A 17,048-nucleotide genomic window follows, 5' to 3' on the forward strand; every position below is an offset into this window, starting at 1 on the left:
TCGCGCAGTGTTTTAAAGATAATTTTGCGTTTTTGTTTTTATAAAAAAACACTTGCTAAAAACAAAAACCGTTAAGTTGCACTGCTCATGGTAAAGTACTTGTAAAGCACTGTTCTCAACTTATATAAAAATTTAAAAGATGAAAAAAATACATTCATTTCATATTCCTGTTATGGGCATTGGTTTTACAATCGATTCGCCCCTAAAAGTGGCTCAATATGGTATAGATTCTGTGATTTCTTTGGTAGATGATATTTTGCTGGAAAAATTAAGAAAGATGTACAGCGAAAAATTCGAGATGCCCTATACTGAAATTACCGATAAAATTGAAGATTTTAGGGCAAAACGCATCACATCGTACCTTAACTTGATAAGCGATTTGGTCGATAAAAAATTTGAAGCCTTAAAACATGGGGCTGCCGAAAAAGGCGAAGAGCTAAAAGCTTATATCAATATGCTGCCTTCAAGTTCGGCCATCAAAGAAGAGTTTAGCAAACTTTCTGAAAAAGGATTTACCATTGCCGAAATTAAAAACTGGATTGCCCAAAACCTAACCAAAGGCAGTATAGATGTAAACATCATGACGAAAGTTGATAAAGACAACTATATTAAAAACGAAAAATTACCTGTGGAATATAACGATGCCCACGCTGCTTTACGCGGTTTTGCAAACAGTAAACTGCAATCGTCGGTGGTGTTATCGGCAGGAATGAATCCGCGTTTGTATGCTTATATGAGTCAGTTCGACGATTTTTACCCTAATGAAACAGGCACCTTTAAAAAGAAAATCATTTTAAAAGTGAGCGATTATAGATCGGCGCTGATACAAGGTAAATTTTTAGCGAAAAAAGGCCTTTGGGTTTCTGAATACCGTATCGAATCTGGATTAAACTGTGGTGGTCATGCCTTTGCGACCGATGGGTATTTATTAGGCCCGGTGCTGGCAGAATTTAAAGAAAAGCGCGAAGAGCTAAGAAGCAGCATTGAAGCAATGGTGAACCAAGAATTACAAAATCAAGGGCGAACCGTTTCAAAAGAACCATTACAAATAAAAATTTCCGCACAAGGTGGGGTGGGCACATACGAAGAGCACGAATTTTTAATTAACGAATACGCGCTGGATTCCATTGGTTGGGGCACCCCGTTTTTATTGGTGCCCGAAGCTACCACCGTTGATGAAAAAACGATGGAAAAATTGATTTTGGCAGAAGAAAAAGATTTGTATTTAAGTGATATTTCACCATTGGGAGTGCCGTTTAACAACCTAAAAGACAATACCAAGGATCTAGAAAAAGTACGAAATATTGATAAAGGCAGGCCCGGTAGCTCGTGTCCTAAAAAGTTTGTGGCATTAAATAAAGAGTTTAAAGAGAAGGGATTGTGTACCGCATCACGGGAATACCAACATTTGAAAATAAAGGAACTCGATGCGCAAGAACTTTCAACAAAAGACTATGAGGCGCAATTCAATAAAATAACCGAAAAATCATGTACCTGCGTTGGTTTGGGCACATCGGCATTATTGGCCTATAATTTAGATACCAAAACGGAAGGCGAGGGCGTTTCCATTTGCCCAGGCCCTAACATGGCCTATTACTCAAAAATAATGAGCTTAAAGAATATGACCGATCATATTTACGGAAGGGATAACATGATAACACGAACCGATCGCCCCAATATATTCATTAAGGAACTTACCATTTATATCGATTATTTGAAAAATAAATTGGAAGAAGTTAAAGCGGCAATGACGACCAAGGAAGAGAAATACCTGCAAACCTTTACCGCCAACTTGAACGAAGGCATTTCATATTACAGGGCCTTGTTCCAAAACCTGAAAAATAATTTTCAAGAAATTAAGGATGAGGTAATAATGGCGTTGGATAACGGTGAAAAAACACTAAATCTAATAAGATTGGAAATTAAAAATGTAGCTTTAAAAAATTTAAAACAGTCTATTGCGGTATAATTTTTGGGGCGTTTTTTTTTTGAAATGACTTTTTGTTGTTTTTTAGTCGAAAATGATGAGAGCATAGTAGCCTAAAAACGTAGTTGAAGTTAAAATATAGACCCCACAGATTTTTAAAAACCTGTGGGGTCTTTTTTGTTATTTAAACGGGTTTTAGTTGATTGTTGAAAATTATTTTTCAACTTGTATTCCAAAAGATTAAGCTAATTATACCCGATTGCAATCGATTTTTATAAATATTCCCATTTCAATAACAATTTAATTAAGATATTTGTAAAAAGTACCATTTTGGTACAACTATTGTTTTTCATAATTAAAACAAATTAGATTTAATTCAAAAATGGACTTAGTAAAAGAAATAAAACGCTTAAAAAAGAAAAAGAACGCCGTAATTTTGGCGCACTACTATCAAGTACCAGAAATACAGGATATTGCCGATTTTGTAGGCGATAGTTTGCAATTATCGCAGAAGGCCGCCGAAACCGATGCCGATATTATTGTATTTGCAGGCGTTCATTTTATGGCCGAAACTGCCAAAATTTTAAATCCAGATAAAATAGTGGTGTTGCCCGATTTAAAGGCGGGTTGCTCGTTGGCCGATTCTTGTCCGCCAGAAGCCTTCGAAAAATTCACAAAAGCGCATCCAGACCATATCGTTATTACCTATGTAAACTGTTCGGCAGAAGTAAAAGCCTTGACCGATATTGTTTGCACCTCTTCAAACGCCGTAAAAATTGTTAATTCGGTACCAAAGGATGTCCCAATTATTTTTGCACCCGATAAAAACCTAGGTCGCTACGTGAGCAAGCAAACGGGTAGGGATCTATTGCTATGGGACGGAAGTTGCATTGTGCACGAAGCGTTTTCAATAGATAAACTCATCGCCTTACACAAAAAATATCCCGACCATAAAATTATTGCACACCCCGAATCGGAAGAACATATCCTGAATACCGCTTCATATATTGGTTCTACCTCTGGGATGATCAATTTTGTGAAAGCACATCCAAACGAAAAATTTATTGTTGCAACCGAAGCGGGCATCCTTCATAAAATGCAACAGGAAATGCCCGATACCGAGCTGCTTCCTGCACCAGCTGTTGAGGATAATACCTGCGCTTGTAGCGAATGTCATTTCATGAAAATGAACACGCTTCAAAAATTATACGATTGTTTATTGAACGAATCCCCTCAAATTGAAGTGCCAGAACATATACGCAAACGCGCCTTGGTGCCTATTGAACGCATGTTAGAACTTTCTAAATAAAAATGATTGAAACACATTATCTAGTCATTGGCTCCGGAATTGCCGGCTTAACCTTTTCGGTTAAAATAGCAGAAAAGTTTCCCGATAGAAAAGTTGTTATCGTTACAAAAGCCAGTGAAGACGAATCGAACACCAAATATGCACAAGGTGGCGTAGCGGTTGTTTTGAACAAAGAAAAGGACTCCTTTAAAAAACATATAAAGGACACCCTAATTGCGGGCGATGGCCTGTGCGATGAAGAGGTGGTAAAAATGGTGGTTGAAGAAGGCCCCGACCGACTTGAGGAACTATTAATTTGGGGCGCCAATTTTGATGTGAATGCCACTGGGGAATTCGACTTAGGAAAAGAAGGAGGCCACTCGGAGTATCGGGTGGTGCACCATAAGGACATTACAGGTTACGAAATTGAGCACGCTTTATTAAAACGGGTGCACCAATTAAAGAATATTTCAATTTTACCACACCATTTCGCCATCGATTTGGTAACAAACCATCATATTAAAGAAATTAAATCGGATAAAATATCCTGTTTTGGCGCGTATATTTTTAACCAAAAAACAGGCAATATTTTCACCATTAAAGCAAATGCTACGTTGTTGGCGTCGGGCGGTATTGGCTGTGTTTACGGGCATACCACTAACCCTGTTATTGCCACGGGCGACGGTATTGCGATGGCTTACAGGGCCAAAGCTGCCATAAAAGATATGGAGTTCGTGCAGTTTCACCCAACAGCTTTGTATGAAGCAAAAGGAGAATCGTCGTTCTTGATTTCCGAGGCCGTTAGGGGTTTCGGTGCCTATCTTCGCAATAAAACTGGTCATCGTTTTATGCTCGATTACGATGAACGTGCCGAATTGGCTTCCCGCGATATTGTGTCGCAAAGCATTGATAATGAATTGAAAAAATCGGGCGATTCGCATGTGTACCTTGATTGCACACATCTAGACATGAGTGCCTTTAAACACCATTTCCCGAATATTTACAATAAATGTTTAGAGCACCATATTAACATAGAAACCGACTGGATTCCGGTGGTTCCAGCGTCGCATTATCTATGTGGTGGCATAGTGGTCGATAAAAATGGCGAGACCACCATCGCCAATTTATTTGCCTGTGGTGAATGTACCAGAACTGGGTTGCACGGAGCCAACAGGTTAGCCTCAAATTCGTTATTGGAAGCTTTGGTGTATGCCCATAATATTTATAAATTCCATAGCGCGCACCATTATAAAGCAGCAAATGTGATAATTCCAGACTGGAACGATGAAGGAACAACTATTGCCAAAGAACATATATTAATCCAGCACAATTTAAAGCAATTGCAAGCTCTTATGCGCGATTATGTGGGCATTGTACGAAGCAATAAACGCTTAAAACGAGCCATTAACCATTTGGATTTAATTTATAATGAAGTTGAAGATTTATATAAGGAATCTAAAATAACAACTTCGCTTTGCGAACTGCGAAATATGATTAATGTGGCGCATTTAATCATCAAGCAATCTTTGGAACGTACTGAAAATAAAGGCGGATACTTTAATATTGATAATGTATAGAACAAAAAACGAGGTCCTTAATTTTAAGAACCTCGTTTAAATGTTTAGAAAACTTTTATCTTATTTCCCTAACAGCAACAGTTCACTGCAAACCACTTCGGTGATGTAGCGTTTGTTGCCGTCTTTATCGTCATAACTGCGCGATGTTAATTTCCCTTCAATTGCCACCTCTTTGCCTTTGGTTACATATTTTTCAATTATTTGGGCTGTTTTCCCCCAAGCCACTACGCTGTGCCATTGGGTGTCTGTAATTTTTTCGCCTTTCGCGTTGGTGTAGCTTTCGTTGGTGGCAATATTGAATTTTGCCAACGTTTTTCCAGATTCTAAATTAATGATTTCAGGATCGTTTCCTAGGTTACCAATCAACTGTACTTTGTTTCTAAGTGTGTTCATAATTTTAAATTTTTAATGTTAAACAGTTAATACTATCGAGTTCTTATGTTTCGACAAGGCAAAGATGCGACGGCGAAATACCTATAATCGGTTAGTAAATGTTTGTGTTCGTTTGTAAATATTTGTAGTCGTTTAAACCGCTTTAAACACACAATATAACTGAATTTTATTTTTAATTATTTTTTAAAAAAAATGTATCTTTATAAAAAAAGTATAACTTATGGCCAAAGTTTGTTTAGAATGTAATGAAAAAATTGTTGGAAGAAGCGATAAAAAATTTTGTAGCGATTATTGCCGAAATGCCTACAACAACACCATAAATAAAGACACTAAAAACCTGATTAGGAACATAAATAATAGGTTGCGGAAAAATTGGCGTATTTTAGAAACCTTAAACCCCGACCAAAAAACAAAAACCACGAGAACAAAGCTGGTTCAACATGGTTTTGATTTTAATTTTTTCACCAGTACCTATACCACCAAGGCAGGTACTGTGTATTATTTTGTGTACGATCAAGGTTATTTACCCTTGGAAGACGAATATTATGCGCTGGTAAAGCGTGAAAGCTAAACTTATTTCCAGGTATGCCCTTTAAGGGCGCGCGCCGCTTTTAAAATATCTTTTTGGCTTATTTGACCAACCAATTTACCGTTTTCAACAATAGGAAATCGGCGGTGTCTGGATTCCAAAAATTTATTTGCTGCATCAAAAATGTTCAGGTTGCCATCAATGGTATCAACGGTGGTGATCATGCATTTTCCAACGGTATTGTTTTCCATAGGTAGGTTGTGGTACCGGCTTTCACTAATTTGTTTGATGCAATCACCTTCAGATATAATACCTATCAATTCGTGTTTGTCGTTAACAACGGGGCCTCCAGAAATTCTGTGTTTTATTAAGGAATCTATTACTTTCTCAATAAGGTCTTCAGATTTGAAGGTTATCAGTTTTCTCGACATGTAATCGCTTACCTTAATAGGCACGTCATCTGTAAACTTTTGTTGCTTCTTTCTTGAGGCCAAAAAACTTTTAATTCCCATAATTTTAAATTTTAATAATTTTAAATGTACTTAAAAATTTTAATTATTCCTAAAATATGTAATTATTCATATTAAACAGTGTTGATTTAAGTATTATTGGTGCGCTGTATAAATAATTAGCATTCTTTTAAGAAATTAAATGCCTTTTTTTTATAGTTTTAACGCATTAAAATAAATTTACCAATGAAAAAATTAGTTGTACTAGGATTGTTGATTAGTAGTTACATGTTGCAGGCACAGAGCAACCCAGACTTGCTAAAACATTATGAAGCTTTTTATAAAGAAATGAAAACCCAGGGCGATATCGAGGGCATTATAAACGCCATGACCCATTTAAACGTTTTGTCGCCATCGGTAGCCAGAAAAGATACGTTGGCCTACATTTACATGAGCGATGGCAAATACACACAGGCACTAAACACTATAGGCTACGAGCGGTTGGTTGATGATTCGGATATTGCCATACAAGTGAAAGCCTTGTCGTTAAAATCGCTTAAAGAGCCTGAATTGGCCATACCGCAATTTGAGGAAATGTTTAAAAGAAACCCCAATGCCCTGATAGCTTATGAGCTTGCCGAACTTAACTTGCAAACGCAAAAGCTTGCTGAGGCCGATAAGAACATTGCCTATGGGTTGGCAAATGCCAAAGACGATATGAAAAAGGCCTATTACGAAACGCAAACACCTTATGAGGTTTCGTTAAAAACGGCTTTTATGTACCTAAATGCCCTTTCGGTTTACAACAAGGACAAAAAAGCGAATATTGATGCGGCTGTCGATATTTTGGATGCAGCCTTAAAAGCATCGCCCAACTTTAACCTAATAAATTTGACCAAAAACGAATTGTTAAGGCAAAAACAGGTCATGCAGGCGCAAGCAGCACAGCCTAAAAATTAGGTTTATAAACTAAAGCACCATTAAGTTGCAACCGCGAATATCGGAAGTATCAAACCTTCCTATAATCTCGAACGAGTTGTTTTGGTAAACACGCCCCAGATCTTGCGTAGCAATAAACGAACAGGAATTTATGTTGGCTAAATCAATCACATTGATACCGCCCGCTTTTCCTGTTGGCTGCAAAGTTAATGCATCTTCGGTATCACGAGTTACAATACGCATCCAATTAGGGCAATTAAAAATACCTTTGCCTTGGGAGTAGGCTTGACTTAACAATTCGGTCATGCCGTATTCGCTATGAATGGCATCTACGCCAAACCCTTGTTTTAAAATGGCGTGTAGTTCATCGCGAACCAGTTCTTTTCTGCGGCCTTTCATACCGCCAGTTTCCATAATGATGGTGTTTTTTAGTTGAAATTGATGTGCTTCAACCAAATCCAACAAGGCGAATGAAACACCTATAAGCAGTACTTTTTTTCCTTGGGAATCTACAGTAGTTAATCTGTCCTTTAATTCCGAAAGGTTATTCAAATAAAAACCGCTTTCTATGTGGTTCGATTGTTTTATAAAAGCATCAACCATATAAATTAAGGATGATCCGGAACGCTCTAAATACGAGGGCAACAAGGCTAAAACCACATAATCTTCAATGGCTCCATAAAAATGTTCAAATCCTTTTTTGAAGCTCTCTTCGTAAATTTCCAAATTAGTAACTAAATGTTTACTCGTGTTGCTACCCGTTGTTCCCGAGCTTGTAAAGGTAGTTTGTACAGATTCCTTGGAACTTAAAACCGAATGGCTTTTAAAAAATTGAATGGGCAAAAACGGAATGTCTTTTAGTGATTTCACATCGCTTGGGTGGATGTACAACAAATCGCAAAACGATCGATACACCCGGTTGTTTTCAAACTGAAACTTAAAAATTTGTATAGCCAAATTTTCAAATTCGGTTTCGGTTTGAATGTTAAAAATAGCGTTGGTATCCATCATCTGGCAAAAGTAAATAAAATAAAAAAGCGTTACCAAAAAGGCAACGCTTTAAAATTTATAAAGTAAAAAAAGCTTATTTAATGACTAGTTTTTTGGTGATGCTGGCATTGTCCTGCGCAACTTTAAGGATATAAACACCCGCATTTAATTTTGAGGTATTTAATCTGTTATTTTTTATGGTTTCTTTAATCACTTGTTTTCCTAAGATATCAAAAACAGAAACATCCATTTTCGCATTGTTTTTGCTGGAAATGTTTACATAACCTAAATTGGTTGGGTTAGGGTATATTTTAAAGTTGTTTGTTTCTAATGGATTGGTTGATAGTGTATTTGTAGTAACCTGTGCCCAAGATGTACCAATTCTTAATTCATCTATTTGAACGAATCCGGTTTCAGCAGCACTGTCCTGTCTTAAAAAGAAATTATTAATATTTGTTAAGTCGGTACCAGTATGGGAATCTGAAATAGTAGCAGTGGGTTCAGCAGCTCCAATAACTGGGTCAATCCATAAATCTACAATATCGTCGGATGTAGTGGTTTCATTAAATCTGTATGCAACAACGATTAAATGTGTTTGTCCGGTTGCAAAAGGACTCGAGGTAAGTGTGGTAGCAGTGCCTGTTGCAGTTCTTACCTCTATACCTAAATTATAGCTGGTATCATCAACTCTAACCCCCCATAGGGTTGCTCCTAAGTTGGTGGTACCTGCGCTAAACCCAGCAAAATAACCGCCATTTGTATCGGTAACACCGGCCATGGAACTGATATTCAACAAAAATGAATAGTATAGCGTTCCAGTAGAAGTATCGGTAATGGGTGAAAAAACATCCATTCCAGCACCGTCAAATTTAACCGAGTTACCACTAGAAGTTAATCCGGTGTATGTTAAATTTCCTGTTGCTGCCAATATATCATCTCCCGAATTTACATTGGTCCATTTTTGCTGGCTGCCTAAAGCACTGCCATTAGCGTAATCAAATCCTTCATAATAGGGTAATGAATTTATAGCTTTACACTCTGGAGCTATTAAAATTTTGCTCAAATTACAGCCTCCAGAAACAGTTAATTCAATATCTGTGCCTTCTGAAATGCCACTAATTATTATGTTGCCTGTTGCATTTGTTGAAGGGTTGTCTCCAGAAATTGTTCCAAAGTTAGATGATAAATTATATGTTTGCGTACCACCACCAGTGAAAGGTATTGTAGCGGTATAAGTATCTATGGCACTTGTTACTGCATCGCAAGCAGTAGAGCCAGAATCTAAAGCAAGGGGGCAAGCAGTTGCGTTAAACCAAGTAGGATATACTCTGTATGCATCAATAATAATATTCTGTGAAGGATCAAATTGTCTTAAAAAAATGCCCGAAATTGTTGCAGAACCAGAGCCCGAATTTGTAACTTCAGGAGTACCGGCAGCTAATTCAGTGGCGGGAATTCCGGAAGATTTAATCCACATACTTGTGCTTCCTGTTGCCGATACATCGTATTTCACTATTATTAAATAGGTAGTGTTTAAATCATAGTCGGTTGTTCCATAAACGGCAGTAGAAGTATTGGAAATACCAAAGTTAATCTTACCAGCAGTAGTTGATGGTTTGTAAAAGATTCTATTGCCAAAGGTTGTGCCAGTTGTAGTAAATCCAGTAAAATAACCTGTAGCTGCGGCAACTACCTTTACTAGAAAAGTAGAATATAGGGTTCCACTTGTTACTGGTGCTGCAAACGTTCTATTAACATCTTCACCTGTATTGTCTAATATAGCAGCATTACCTTCAACAGCAGCGGTAAATCCTGTTGTTCCAGAATATCCTGTGTATGTTAACCCGCTTGAAACACCCACATCAATGGCGTTTGTGCCCGCACCACTAAAAGCGTTCCAACCATTCGCATTTAATAATTGACTGTCTGGATAATTAAAATCGTCTGAAAACGTCTGCCCAATAGAAACAGCCGAAATCAAAAAAGTAAATAACAAAAAGTAAAGTTTTTTCATAATAAGTGAGATTAATTAATTTTATAACCCTAAAAATACTGATATTTTTAAAATAAAACTAAAAAAACAGCTCGAATGGCTGTTTTTTACTGTAATATAACATGTTGTTTACTTAACCACTAATTTTCGGGTTTCGCTCACATTGTTTTCGGTAACCTTTAAAATATAAACCCCTTTCCCTAAGTTGGAAATATTGAGTTCCTTGCCGGTCAATACGGTTGTATAAAGCTGCTTTCCTAAAACATCAAAAACCGCAATCTTCTTGGTTAAATTATCTTTAGATGAAATATAAACAAAAACTTTTCCGTTAGTAACAGGGTTTGGGTATATAGACAAGGCATCTATATTCTGTTCCATAACATTGCCGTTGGCGTTATTTTGACCAACCCCATGTTGGGTAGTAAAAAATGCCAAGGCAACCAATAAAATAAGAAAGTAGTTTTTGTTCATATAAAAATTACTATTAATGCAAAGGTAAATAAATACTACAAATTTGATGCCAAAAAACTGTTAAAGATGCTGCATTTCAACGAAAGTTTAAACCAACGTAACGCGAATGTTATCTTAACATTATTAATGGCTTAATTAGGGTGAATTTGTGTTATTAATTTTATCTTTACTTAATAAAAATAGATGAATTGTTTTTGTAATGAAAAATAAGGATATAAAAATATTATTGGTTGATGATGAGCCCGATATTTTAGAAATAGTTGGCTACAATTTATCAAACGAAGGCTACCAAGTAATGACTGCCGAAAACGGAAACAAAGCCGTTAAAAAAGCAAAAAAAGAATTGCCGCATCTTATTATCCTTGATGTGATGATGCCCGAAATGGACGGCATTGAAGCCTGCGAGCTCCTTAGGAAAAATCCCGATTTGCAAAACACACTCATCGTTTTTTTAACCGCACGCGGTGAAGATTATTCGCAAATGGCTGGTTTTGATGCGGGTGCCGACGATTATATTACGAAACCCATTAAACCAAAAATACTGGTAAGCAAGGTGAAGGCGCTGCTAAGGCGTTTTAAGGAAGACGATGTGGCCGATACCCTTAAAATAGGAAGTTTGGAAATAAACAGGGAAGCCTACAAAATAACCTCAAAAGGAAAAGAACTTGTTTTGCCCCGTAAAGAATTTGAATTATTATCTTTATTAGCTTCAAAACCCGGAAAAGTGTTTAAGCGCGAAGAAATTCTCGATACCGTGTGGGGCAACGAGGTTGTTGTAGGCGGCCGAACCATAGATGTGCACATTAGGAAATTGCGCGAAAAAATTGGGGATGAAAGCTTCAAAACCATCAAGGGCGTTGGCTATAAGTTTGTAGATTAATGCAGTTGCAATTTAGAAAATCGTATAAGTTTGCTGCCAAAACAGCATTGTACATCGCCATATTGTTAACGCTTATAACAAGTGTGTTTCTATATGCTTCCAATGCTATTTCTTACTGGTTTGCGCTGGTTTTTTTTATGGTTTCCTATGCCATTTCCTTTTTTGTTATCCAACATCGTGCAGAACGCTTTATCTACAAACGGGTTAAAAAAATATACGACGATTTAACCATTATGGAATCGGCCAACTATACCAAAGGCGCCATTACTACCGATATGCGTACCCTTACCGAAGAGATAGATAAATTTGCCCGAGACAAAAAAATTGAAATTGAAACGCTTAAAGTCAGGGAAGAGTACAGAAAGGAGTTTTTAGGCAACGTATCGCACGAATTAAAAACGCCACTCTTTACGGTACAGGGTTATATTTTAACGCTCTTGGACGGTGCCATGAACGACAAGCCCCTACTGGAAAAATACCTGGAACGTGCCAACAAGGCCGTAGAACGCCTTGGCTATATAGTTAAGGATTTGGATATGATTACCAAATTGGAAATGGGCGACTTGAGCTTAAATACCGAAGTGTTCGATATTATAGAATTGGTAAAAAACGTGTTCGACATGTTGGAGATGAAAGCTTCAAAAAAAAACATAACGCTTGCTTTTGATACCAAATATAAAACCCCCATACTTGTTAAGGCTGATAAAGAACGTGTGCAACAGGTGCTCATAAACCTTATGGTGAACTCCATAAAGTATGGAAGGGAAAAGGGCACTACTGAAATAAGCATAGAAAACCTTGTAAAAAACAAAGTAATCGTTCGCGTTACCGATAACGGTGAAGGTATAGAAAAAAAATACTTGGCACGTATATTTGAACGTTTTTACAGGGTTGATAAAAGCGGTTCCCGAAAAGAGGGCGGTTCGGGTTTAGGACTGGCCATTGTGAAGCATATTATTGAGGCCCACAACGAAAAAATATACGTTGAAAGTGAGTTTGGTGTGGGCAGCGAGTTTTCATTCACCCTCGAAAAGGCTAAATAAGTCCTTGAAATCTGTTTTAATGCCGGTGCATTTTAAGCCTTTAAAATCGTTTACTGCGGCCAATTTATCCAAGGTAAATTCGTCTTGTTGGCAACTGGGTATCAGTTCCAGTTCTGTAAATCGTTTTGCCAAATATTCTTGTTCAAATTGCCCGGGCGTGGGAATAAAAAAGGCTTTTTTGTTTAGTTTGGCCAAATCCATCAAGGTAGTATAGCCAGAGCGCGAAATTATTAAGGCACTTTCATTGATGGTTTTTTCCAAAAGGGCAGAAGTCATAAAATTATAAACTGTCATGGTGCCCATAACCTGAATAACCTGCTCTTTTTCAACAATGCCTTTTACCACTACTACTTTTCCGTTATAATCCTTAAAGGTGGCCAGTAACTTTTCTTCAAGTAAAGTACGCTGTGGTTCAGGGCCGGAAAGCAACACCAAAACATCGTGCACAATGCTTAAAGGCTTGCTTTCAAACCGGCTTAATGGCCCCATGTATTTTGTTGGAATATCAAAGGTATCGGCATGCCCCAATTTGCCGCTTAAATTCATGTCGCCTTCACAATCGGGTATCCAGCAAACATTAAATTTCTTTATAAATTCATCGTTAATTTTAGTGCTAAACCAGGTGGTGCTTCCGCTTAAAACATTCAATTGGTGGGTAATAATTACCGATGGCACTTTTTTATTATAAACGCCCAATCGGTTGTCAGAGATAATACCCGAAATAGCATTGTTTTCTATAATGGCTTTAATGGCTTTTCTTTCTGCTTTTATAATTTTTAAAATTCGTGGCGAGTCTTTTAGTAATTTCCATTTAAAAAACCGGCCATTTTTTGCATAAGTAACGTTGTACGAAGGCAACTCTATGGTCGATAAATTAGGGAACTCTTTTTTTAAAAGCAAAAGCGCATCACCATCGCTGGCAATAACAGGCAAAAACCCGTGCGCAAGCAAAGCGTTTATAATGGGGATGCAGCGGGTTGCATGCCCCAAACCCCAATTTAATGGTGCAACTAGAATTCTTTTTTTCTTCATGTACTTTGGGCGTGCCCACAAGGGTCGGGTTTTACGTTGTATCTTTTTTGTGAAAAAACAAAAAAGGATGCCACTTCAACCCCTCACGCAAATTTTAAGCAAATTCAAAGATAAGAATATAAACGCTCATTTTTTATTTCCTTAATTTTACCAAATAAAATAAAAAATAGTTAAAAGTAAGTGGGAAGTAAGAACAAACTTAGAAGATTTAAGGAAAACGAAACCTTTTCAAATGTATTTCAGCCAACACGCGATGATTTGGTTTTTGCCAACTATCCATTAAAGGGAAACTGGAACGCATCGGTTTTTAAGAACAATCATCCGTTGGTGCTGGAATTGGGCTGTGGCAAAGGCGAATATTCGGTGGCATTGGCAAAAAAATATCCCGATAAAAACTTTATAGGCATCGATATTAAGGGCGCGCGGTTTTGGCGTGGTGCAAAAACGGCCGTAGAAGAGCAGATACCCAATGTTGCCTTTTTGCGTACCCAAATTGAACTTATCGACCACGCATTTACCCAAAATGAAGTAGATGAAATTTGGATAACCTTCCCCGACCCGCAAATAAAATACAAGCGCACCAAACACCGAATGACGAATTCGGAATTTTTAAAGCGCTACAAAGCCATTCTAAAACCCGATGGCATTGTAAACCTAAAAACCGATAGCGAATTTATGCACGGTTACACACTTGGGCTACTGCATGGTGAAGGGCACGAAGTACTGTACGCCAACCATAATGTATATAAGCAAGAGGGCAGTCCTGAGGAGGTAACAAGCATCCAAACGTTTTATGAGTCGCAATATTTAGAAAAAAACAAACCAATTACTTATATTAGATTTAAAATTAAATAAACTTTGAACATAACCGTAATCTTTTTTTTAGGTTTAGTTGTAGCTTTAATTGGGGTTGTACCGCCAGGGCTGTTAAATATGACGGCGGCCAAAATAAGCTTAAAAGAAGGCCATGTTCGCGGGGTTATGTTTTCCATAGGCGTTTGTGTGATCGTTATAGCCCAAACCTACCTAGCGGCCATATTTGCTAGGTATTTAACCAAGCATGTCGAGGTGGTAGATGTGCTTCAGCGGGTAGCCTTCGTTATTTTTGTGCTTATTACCATCTATTTTTTGTTCATTGCAAAAAAAGTAACGAAAAACGTTAAAGAACCTTCTGTGCGAAGCAAAAAAAGCAGGTTTTTCCAAGGGATGTTTTTATCATCTTTAAACGTGTTCCCCATTCCTTACCAAGCATACATGACCATTACCTTGGCTTCTTTTGGGTGGTTGGATTTCGGACAGATAAATATCATATCCTATGTTGCGGGAGCCGCTATGGGCACCTTTGTCATGCTGTACGTGTATATATTCTTTTTTGATAAGATAAAGGATAAATCGATTAGTTCGCAAAAAAGCATGAACTACTTAATTGGTGGCATCACGGGCATTATTTCGATAATCACACTTATAAACATCATTAAGGAAATGTAGTTTATGAAACCAGAAGCGCACAGTTTTTTTGATAAAGTGTATGAAGTTGCAAAAAAAATCCCTTACGGAAGGGTAACCAGTTACGGGGCTATTGCAAATTATTTGGGTGCTGTACGAAGCGCCCGTATGGTTGGTTACGCCATGAACGGTTCGCATAATAAAGATGTGCCCGCGCATCGTGTGGTAAACAGAAAAGGCTTGCTTACCGGAAAGCATCATTTTGATGGCACTAATTTGATGCAGCAACTTTTGGAAAGTGAAGGCATTACGGTTATCAACAACCAAATTCAGGATTTTGAAAAAGTGTTTTGGGAACCTTCTAAGGAATTAGAAAGTACAAAATAGTAACCCTGTAATTTTATCGTATCTAGTTCCTAATTCATCAAAAATCTACAAATGCTTACAAATGTCAAACGATTAAAAGAACACTAAATTAACTGAAATCATTTCAACAAAAGCACTTTAAAATCTAAACAATTCAACGTATATTTGTAAGGAAGAATGATTCTTAATAATTAATATTTTACAGGAAACAGAAACAAGAATGTGTCTTGATTATCTAATCTCTTTTTTCTATTTTCTTTTATCTCTTAAAGCATGAAACTTAACAAGCAAGATATACTAAAAGCACTTGAAACCATTACGGTTGCTGGTGAAGGCAAAAACATGGTTGAAAGCGGCGCCGTAACCAACGTGATCACTTTTGGCGATGAGGTTATTGTCGATATTACCATTACCAACCCCAGTTTACAGGCAAAAAAACGTACCGAAGTCGATATTTTAAAAACCATCCATGAGTTGGTTTACGAAAAAGCGAAAATTACGGTAAATGTAAAAGTTGATGCGCCTGTAAAACCAAAAGCGAACGTTATAAAGGGCAGCCCCATCCCGGGGATACAAAATATTGTGGCCGTAGCTTCGGGCAAAGGAGGCGTAGGGAAATCGACCGTAACATCAAATTTGGCGGTAACCTTGGCAAAAATGGGCTTTAAAGTAGGTGTTTTGGATGCCGATATTTATGGGCCTTCCATCCCTATTATGTTTGATGTTGAAAACGAACGGCCATTAGCAATTAACATGGATGGAAAATCGAAAATGAAACCGGTTGAAAATTACGGGGTAAAGGTTTTGTCCATCGGATTTTTTACACAACCCGACCAAGCGGTTGTTTGGCGTGGGCCTATGGCGGCAAAAGCACTGAACCAAATGATATTTGATGCGCATTGGGGCGAACTCGATTTTATGTTGATTGATCTACCTCCGGGCACGGGCGATATCCATTTAAGCATCATGCAATCCTTACCTATTACAGGAGCCGTTATTGTTAGCACACCTCAAAATGTGGCACTGGCCGATGCTAAAAAGGGCGTTGCCATGTTTCAACAAGAAAGTATTGATGTGCCTGTGCTAGGTATTATAGAAAATATGGCATACTTTACACCTGCCGAACTGCCAAACAATAAATATTACATTTTTGGTAAAGAAGGCGCTAAAAATTTAGCAACCGATTTACAAGTGCCTTTTCTAGGCGAATTGCCTTTGGTACAAAGCATTCGGGAAGCAGGCGATTTAGGGCGTCCGGCAGCATTACAAATCGCCACCCCTTTAGAAAAAGCCTTTGAAACCTTAGCACAAAACGTAGTGCAGGAAGTGGTAAGGCGAAATGAAGATTTACCGCCCACCGAAGCGATTAAAATTACAACCATGGCTGGATGTGCCGCCGTAAAAAAGAAATAAATGACCTCAGAGGAAGTTAGATTAAATGTTGAAAAAGCGCTGGATGAAATTCGCCCCTTTCTGCAAAGTGATGGTGGCGATATTTCATTATTGTCCATTGAAGAAAATGATACCTTGGTAAAAGTGCAGTTGCAAGGTGCTTGCGTAGGGTGCAGCGTGAACCAAATGACGCTAAAATCGGGCGTGGAAATGACCATAAAAAAGTATGCGCCCCAAATAGAGCAGGTACTTAATATCCAGAACTAAAACTTTAAATTATTAGCTAAATGGTATGGCTAACGATTTGATTTATTTTTTGTTGGTAATGGATTT

Annotated in this window: 18 protein-coding genes; 12 read left to right on the plus strand and 6 right to left on the minus strand. The window is 37.7% G+C overall.

All coding sequences use genetic code 11. The features are described from left to right. Window positions 1-139: 139 nt before the first annotated feature. The 3 genes from GQO80_RS03340 (at window position 140) to nadB (ending at window position 4,792) form a co-directional block, all read left to right on the plus strand. A complete protein-coding gene (locus tag GQO80_RS03340; protein WP_157206916.1) occupies window positions 140-1,969 on the plus strand; it encodes a hypothetical protein in 1,830 nt (609 codons plus the stop codon). A 322-nt stretch (window positions 1,970-2,291) separates the two neighbouring features. Further along, window positions 2,292-3,236 (plus strand): quinolinate synthase NadA, encoded by a 945-nt coding sequence (gene nadA, locus GQO80_RS03345; RefSeq protein WP_262885556.1) that lies wholly within the window; start codon window positions 2,292-2,294, stop codon window positions 3,234-3,236. Window positions 3,237-3,238: 2 nt separating this feature from the next. After that, window positions 3,239-4,792, plus strand: coding sequence for an L-aspartate oxidase (gene nadB / locus GQO80_RS03350; RefSeq protein ID WP_198037720.1), 1,554 nt, complete (start codon window positions 3,239-3,241; stop codon window positions 4,790-4,792). A gap of 60 nt (window positions 4,793-4,852) precedes the next feature. Here the strand turns inward: nadB and GQO80_RS03355 are convergent, their stop codons facing one another. Then, window positions 4,853-5,185: a single-stranded DNA-binding protein gene (locus GQO80_RS03355; protein WP_157206918.1), complete on the minus strand. Its 333-nt coding sequence runs from the start codon at window positions 5,183-5,185 to the stop codon at window positions 4,853-4,855. A gap of 220 nt (window positions 5,186-5,405) precedes the next feature. Here GQO80_RS03355 and GQO80_RS03360 point away from each other — a divergent pair, with 220 nt between their 5' ends. Further along, complete coding sequence (locus GQO80_RS03360) at window positions 5,406-5,756, plus strand: hypothetical protein (RefSeq protein WP_157206919.1); 351 nt, start codon at window positions 5,406-5,408, stop codon at window positions 5,754-5,756. A 2-nt stretch (window positions 5,757-5,758) separates the two neighbouring features. Here the strand turns inward: GQO80_RS03360 and GQO80_RS03365 are convergent, their stop codons facing one another. Then, window positions 5,759-6,226 (minus strand): CBS domain-containing protein, encoded by a 468-nt coding sequence (locus GQO80_RS03365; RefSeq protein ID WP_157206920.1) that lies wholly within the window; start codon window positions 6,224-6,226, stop codon window positions 5,759-5,761. 183 nt (window positions 6,227-6,409) lie between these two features. Between GQO80_RS03365 and GQO80_RS03370 the strand changes: the two genes are divergently transcribed. Continuing rightward, entirely contained in the window at window positions 6,410-7,123 is a 714-nt protein-coding gene (locus GQO80_RS03370) for a tetratricopeptide repeat protein (protein WP_157206921.1), read from the plus strand. Between the two features lie 9 nt (window positions 7,124-7,132). Here the strand turns inward: GQO80_RS03370 and GQO80_RS03375 are convergent, their stop codons facing one another. From GQO80_RS03375 to GQO80_RS03385, 3 genes are all read right to left on the minus strand, one after another. Further along, complete coding sequence (locus GQO80_RS03375) at window positions 7,133-8,113, minus strand: LuxE/PaaK family acyltransferase (protein WP_157206922.1); 981 nt, start codon at window positions 8,111-8,113, stop codon at window positions 7,133-7,135. 73 nt (window positions 8,114-8,186) lie between these two features. Next, window positions 8,187-10,106 carry a T9SS type A sorting domain-containing protein gene (locus GQO80_RS03380; protein WP_157206923.1) on the minus strand — a complete coding sequence of 640 codons (1,920 nt, stop codon included), beginning with the start codon at window positions 10,104-10,106 and terminating at the stop codon, window positions 8,187-8,189. A 108-nt stretch (window positions 10,107-10,214) separates the two neighbouring features. Further along, complete coding sequence (locus GQO80_RS03385) at window positions 10,215-10,556, minus strand: T9SS type A sorting domain-containing protein (protein WP_157206924.1); 342 nt, start codon at window positions 10,554-10,556, stop codon at window positions 10,215-10,217. 199 nt (window positions 10,557-10,755) lie between these two features. On the opposite strand from GQO80_RS03385, the gene GQO80_RS03390 reads away from it, so the two are divergent. After that, window positions 10,756-11,436, plus strand: a complete 681-nt coding sequence (locus GQO80_RS03390) for a response regulator (protein ID WP_157206925.1) — start codon at window positions 10,756-10,758, stop codon at window positions 11,434-11,436. Next, window positions 11,436-12,479 (plus strand): sensor histidine kinase, encoded by a 1,044-nt coding sequence (locus tag GQO80_RS03395; RefSeq protein WP_157206926.1) that lies wholly within the window; start codon window positions 11,436-11,438, stop codon window positions 12,477-12,479. The genes GQO80_RS03390 and GQO80_RS03395 overlap by 1 nt, the downstream gene beginning before the upstream one ends. Here the strand turns inward: GQO80_RS03395 and GQO80_RS03400 are convergent. Continuing rightward, window positions 12,453-13,511: a glycosyltransferase gene (locus GQO80_RS03400; RefSeq protein ID WP_157206927.1), complete on the minus strand. Its 1,059-nt coding sequence runs from the start codon at window positions 13,509-13,511 to the stop codon at window positions 12,453-12,455. The two genes, GQO80_RS03395 and GQO80_RS03400, sit on opposite strands and share 27 nt — an antisense overlap. 180 nt (window positions 13,512-13,691) lie before the next feature. On the opposite strand from GQO80_RS03400, the gene trmB reads away from it, so the two are divergent. The 5 genes from trmB to GQO80_RS03425 all read left to right on the plus strand — a co-directional run bounded on the left by trmB (window position 13,692) and on the right by GQO80_RS03425 (window position 16,982). After that, a complete protein-coding gene (gene trmB, locus GQO80_RS03405) occupies window positions 13,692-14,366 on the plus strand; it encodes a tRNA (guanosine(46)-N7)-methyltransferase TrmB (RefSeq protein ID WP_157206928.1) in 675 nt (224 codons plus the stop codon). Between the two features lie 3 nt (window positions 14,367-14,369). Next, complete coding sequence (locus tag GQO80_RS03410) at window positions 14,370-14,999, plus strand: LysE family transporter (RefSeq protein WP_157206929.1); 630 nt, start codon at window positions 14,370-14,372, stop codon at window positions 14,997-14,999. Between the two features lie 3 nt (window positions 15,000-15,002). Beyond that, on the plus strand, window positions 15,003-15,344 hold the full coding sequence (locus GQO80_RS03415; protein WP_157206930.1) for an MGMT family protein: 342 nt from the start codon (window positions 15,003-15,005) through the stop codon (window positions 15,342-15,344). Window positions 15,345-15,596: 252 nt separating this feature from the next. Further along, window positions 15,597-16,736 (plus strand): Mrp/NBP35 family ATP-binding protein, encoded by a 1,140-nt coding sequence (locus GQO80_RS03420; protein WP_157206931.1) that lies wholly within the window; start codon window positions 15,597-15,599, stop codon window positions 16,734-16,736. Next, window positions 16,737-16,982: a NifU family protein gene (locus GQO80_RS03425; RefSeq protein ID WP_157206932.1), complete on the plus strand. Its 246-nt coding sequence runs from the start codon at window positions 16,737-16,739 to the stop codon at window positions 16,980-16,982. The last annotated feature ends 66 nt before the right edge of the window (window positions 16,983-17,048 follow it).

Source organism: Mariniflexile maritimum (assembly GCF_009746565.1).
GTDB classification, from domain to species: Bacteria; Bacteroidota; Bacteroidia; order Flavobacteriales; family Flavobacteriaceae; genus Mariniflexile; species Mariniflexile maritimum.

What these genes read in the sequence shown, in the direction of transcription:
- nadB (WP_198037720.1), top strand. Translation starts at nt 3,239, where the DNA reads ATGATTGAAACACATTATCTAGTCATTGGCTCCGGAATTGCCGGCTTA.
- GQO80_RS03390 (WP_157206925.1), top strand. Translation starts at nt 10,756, where the DNA reads ATGAAAAATAAGGATATAAAAATATTATTGGTTGATGATGAGCCCGAT.
- GQO80_RS03415 (WP_157206930.1), top strand. Translation starts at nt 15,003, where the DNA reads ATGAAACCAGAAGCGCACAGTTTTTTTGATAAAGTGTATGAAGTTGCA.
- GQO80_RS03395 (WP_157206926.1), top strand. Translation starts at nt 11,436, where the DNA reads ATGCAGTTGCAATTTAGAAAATCGTATAAGTTTGCTGCCAAAACAGCA.
- GQO80_RS03385 (WP_157206924.1), bottom strand. Translation starts at nt 10,556, where the DNA reads ATGAACAAAAACTACTTTCTTATTTTATTGGTTGCCTTGGCATTTTTT.
- GQO80_RS03425 (WP_157206932.1), top strand. Translation starts at nt 16,737, where the DNA reads ATGACCTCAGAGGAAGTTAGATTAAATGTTGAAAAAGCGCTGGATGAA.
- GQO80_RS03340 (WP_157206916.1), top strand. Translation starts at nt 140, where the DNA reads ATGAAAAAAATACATTCATTTCATATTCCTGTTATGGGCATTGGTTTT.
- GQO80_RS03360 (WP_157206919.1), top strand. Translation starts at nt 5,406, where the DNA reads ATGGCCAAAGTTTGTTTAGAATGTAATGAAAAAATTGTTGGAAGAAGC.
- GQO80_RS03355 (WP_157206918.1), bottom strand. Translation starts at nt 5,185, where the DNA reads ATGAACACACTTAGAAACAAAGTACAGTTGATTGGTAACCTAGGAAAC.
- GQO80_RS03375 (WP_157206922.1), bottom strand. Translation starts at nt 8,113, where the DNA reads ATGATGGATACCAACGCTATTTTTAACATTCAAACCGAAACCGAATTT.
- GQO80_RS03420 (WP_157206931.1), top strand. Translation starts at nt 15,597, where the DNA reads ATGAAACTTAACAAGCAAGATATACTAAAAGCACTTGAAACCATTACG.
- GQO80_RS03400 (WP_157206927.1), bottom strand. Translation starts at nt 13,511, where the DNA reads ATGAAGAAAAAAAGAATTCTAGTTGCACCATTAAATTGGGGTTTGGGG.
- GQO80_RS03365 (WP_157206920.1), bottom strand. Translation starts at nt 6,226, where the DNA reads ATGGGAATTAAAAGTTTTTTGGCCTCAAGAAAGAAGCAACAAAAGTTT.
- GQO80_RS03370 (WP_157206921.1), top strand. Translation starts at nt 6,410, where the DNA reads ATGAAAAAATTAGTTGTACTAGGATTGTTGATTAGTAGTTACATGTTG.
- GQO80_RS03380 (WP_157206923.1), bottom strand. Translation starts at nt 10,106, where the DNA reads ATGAAAAAACTTTACTTTTTGTTATTTACTTTTTTGATTTCGGCTGTT.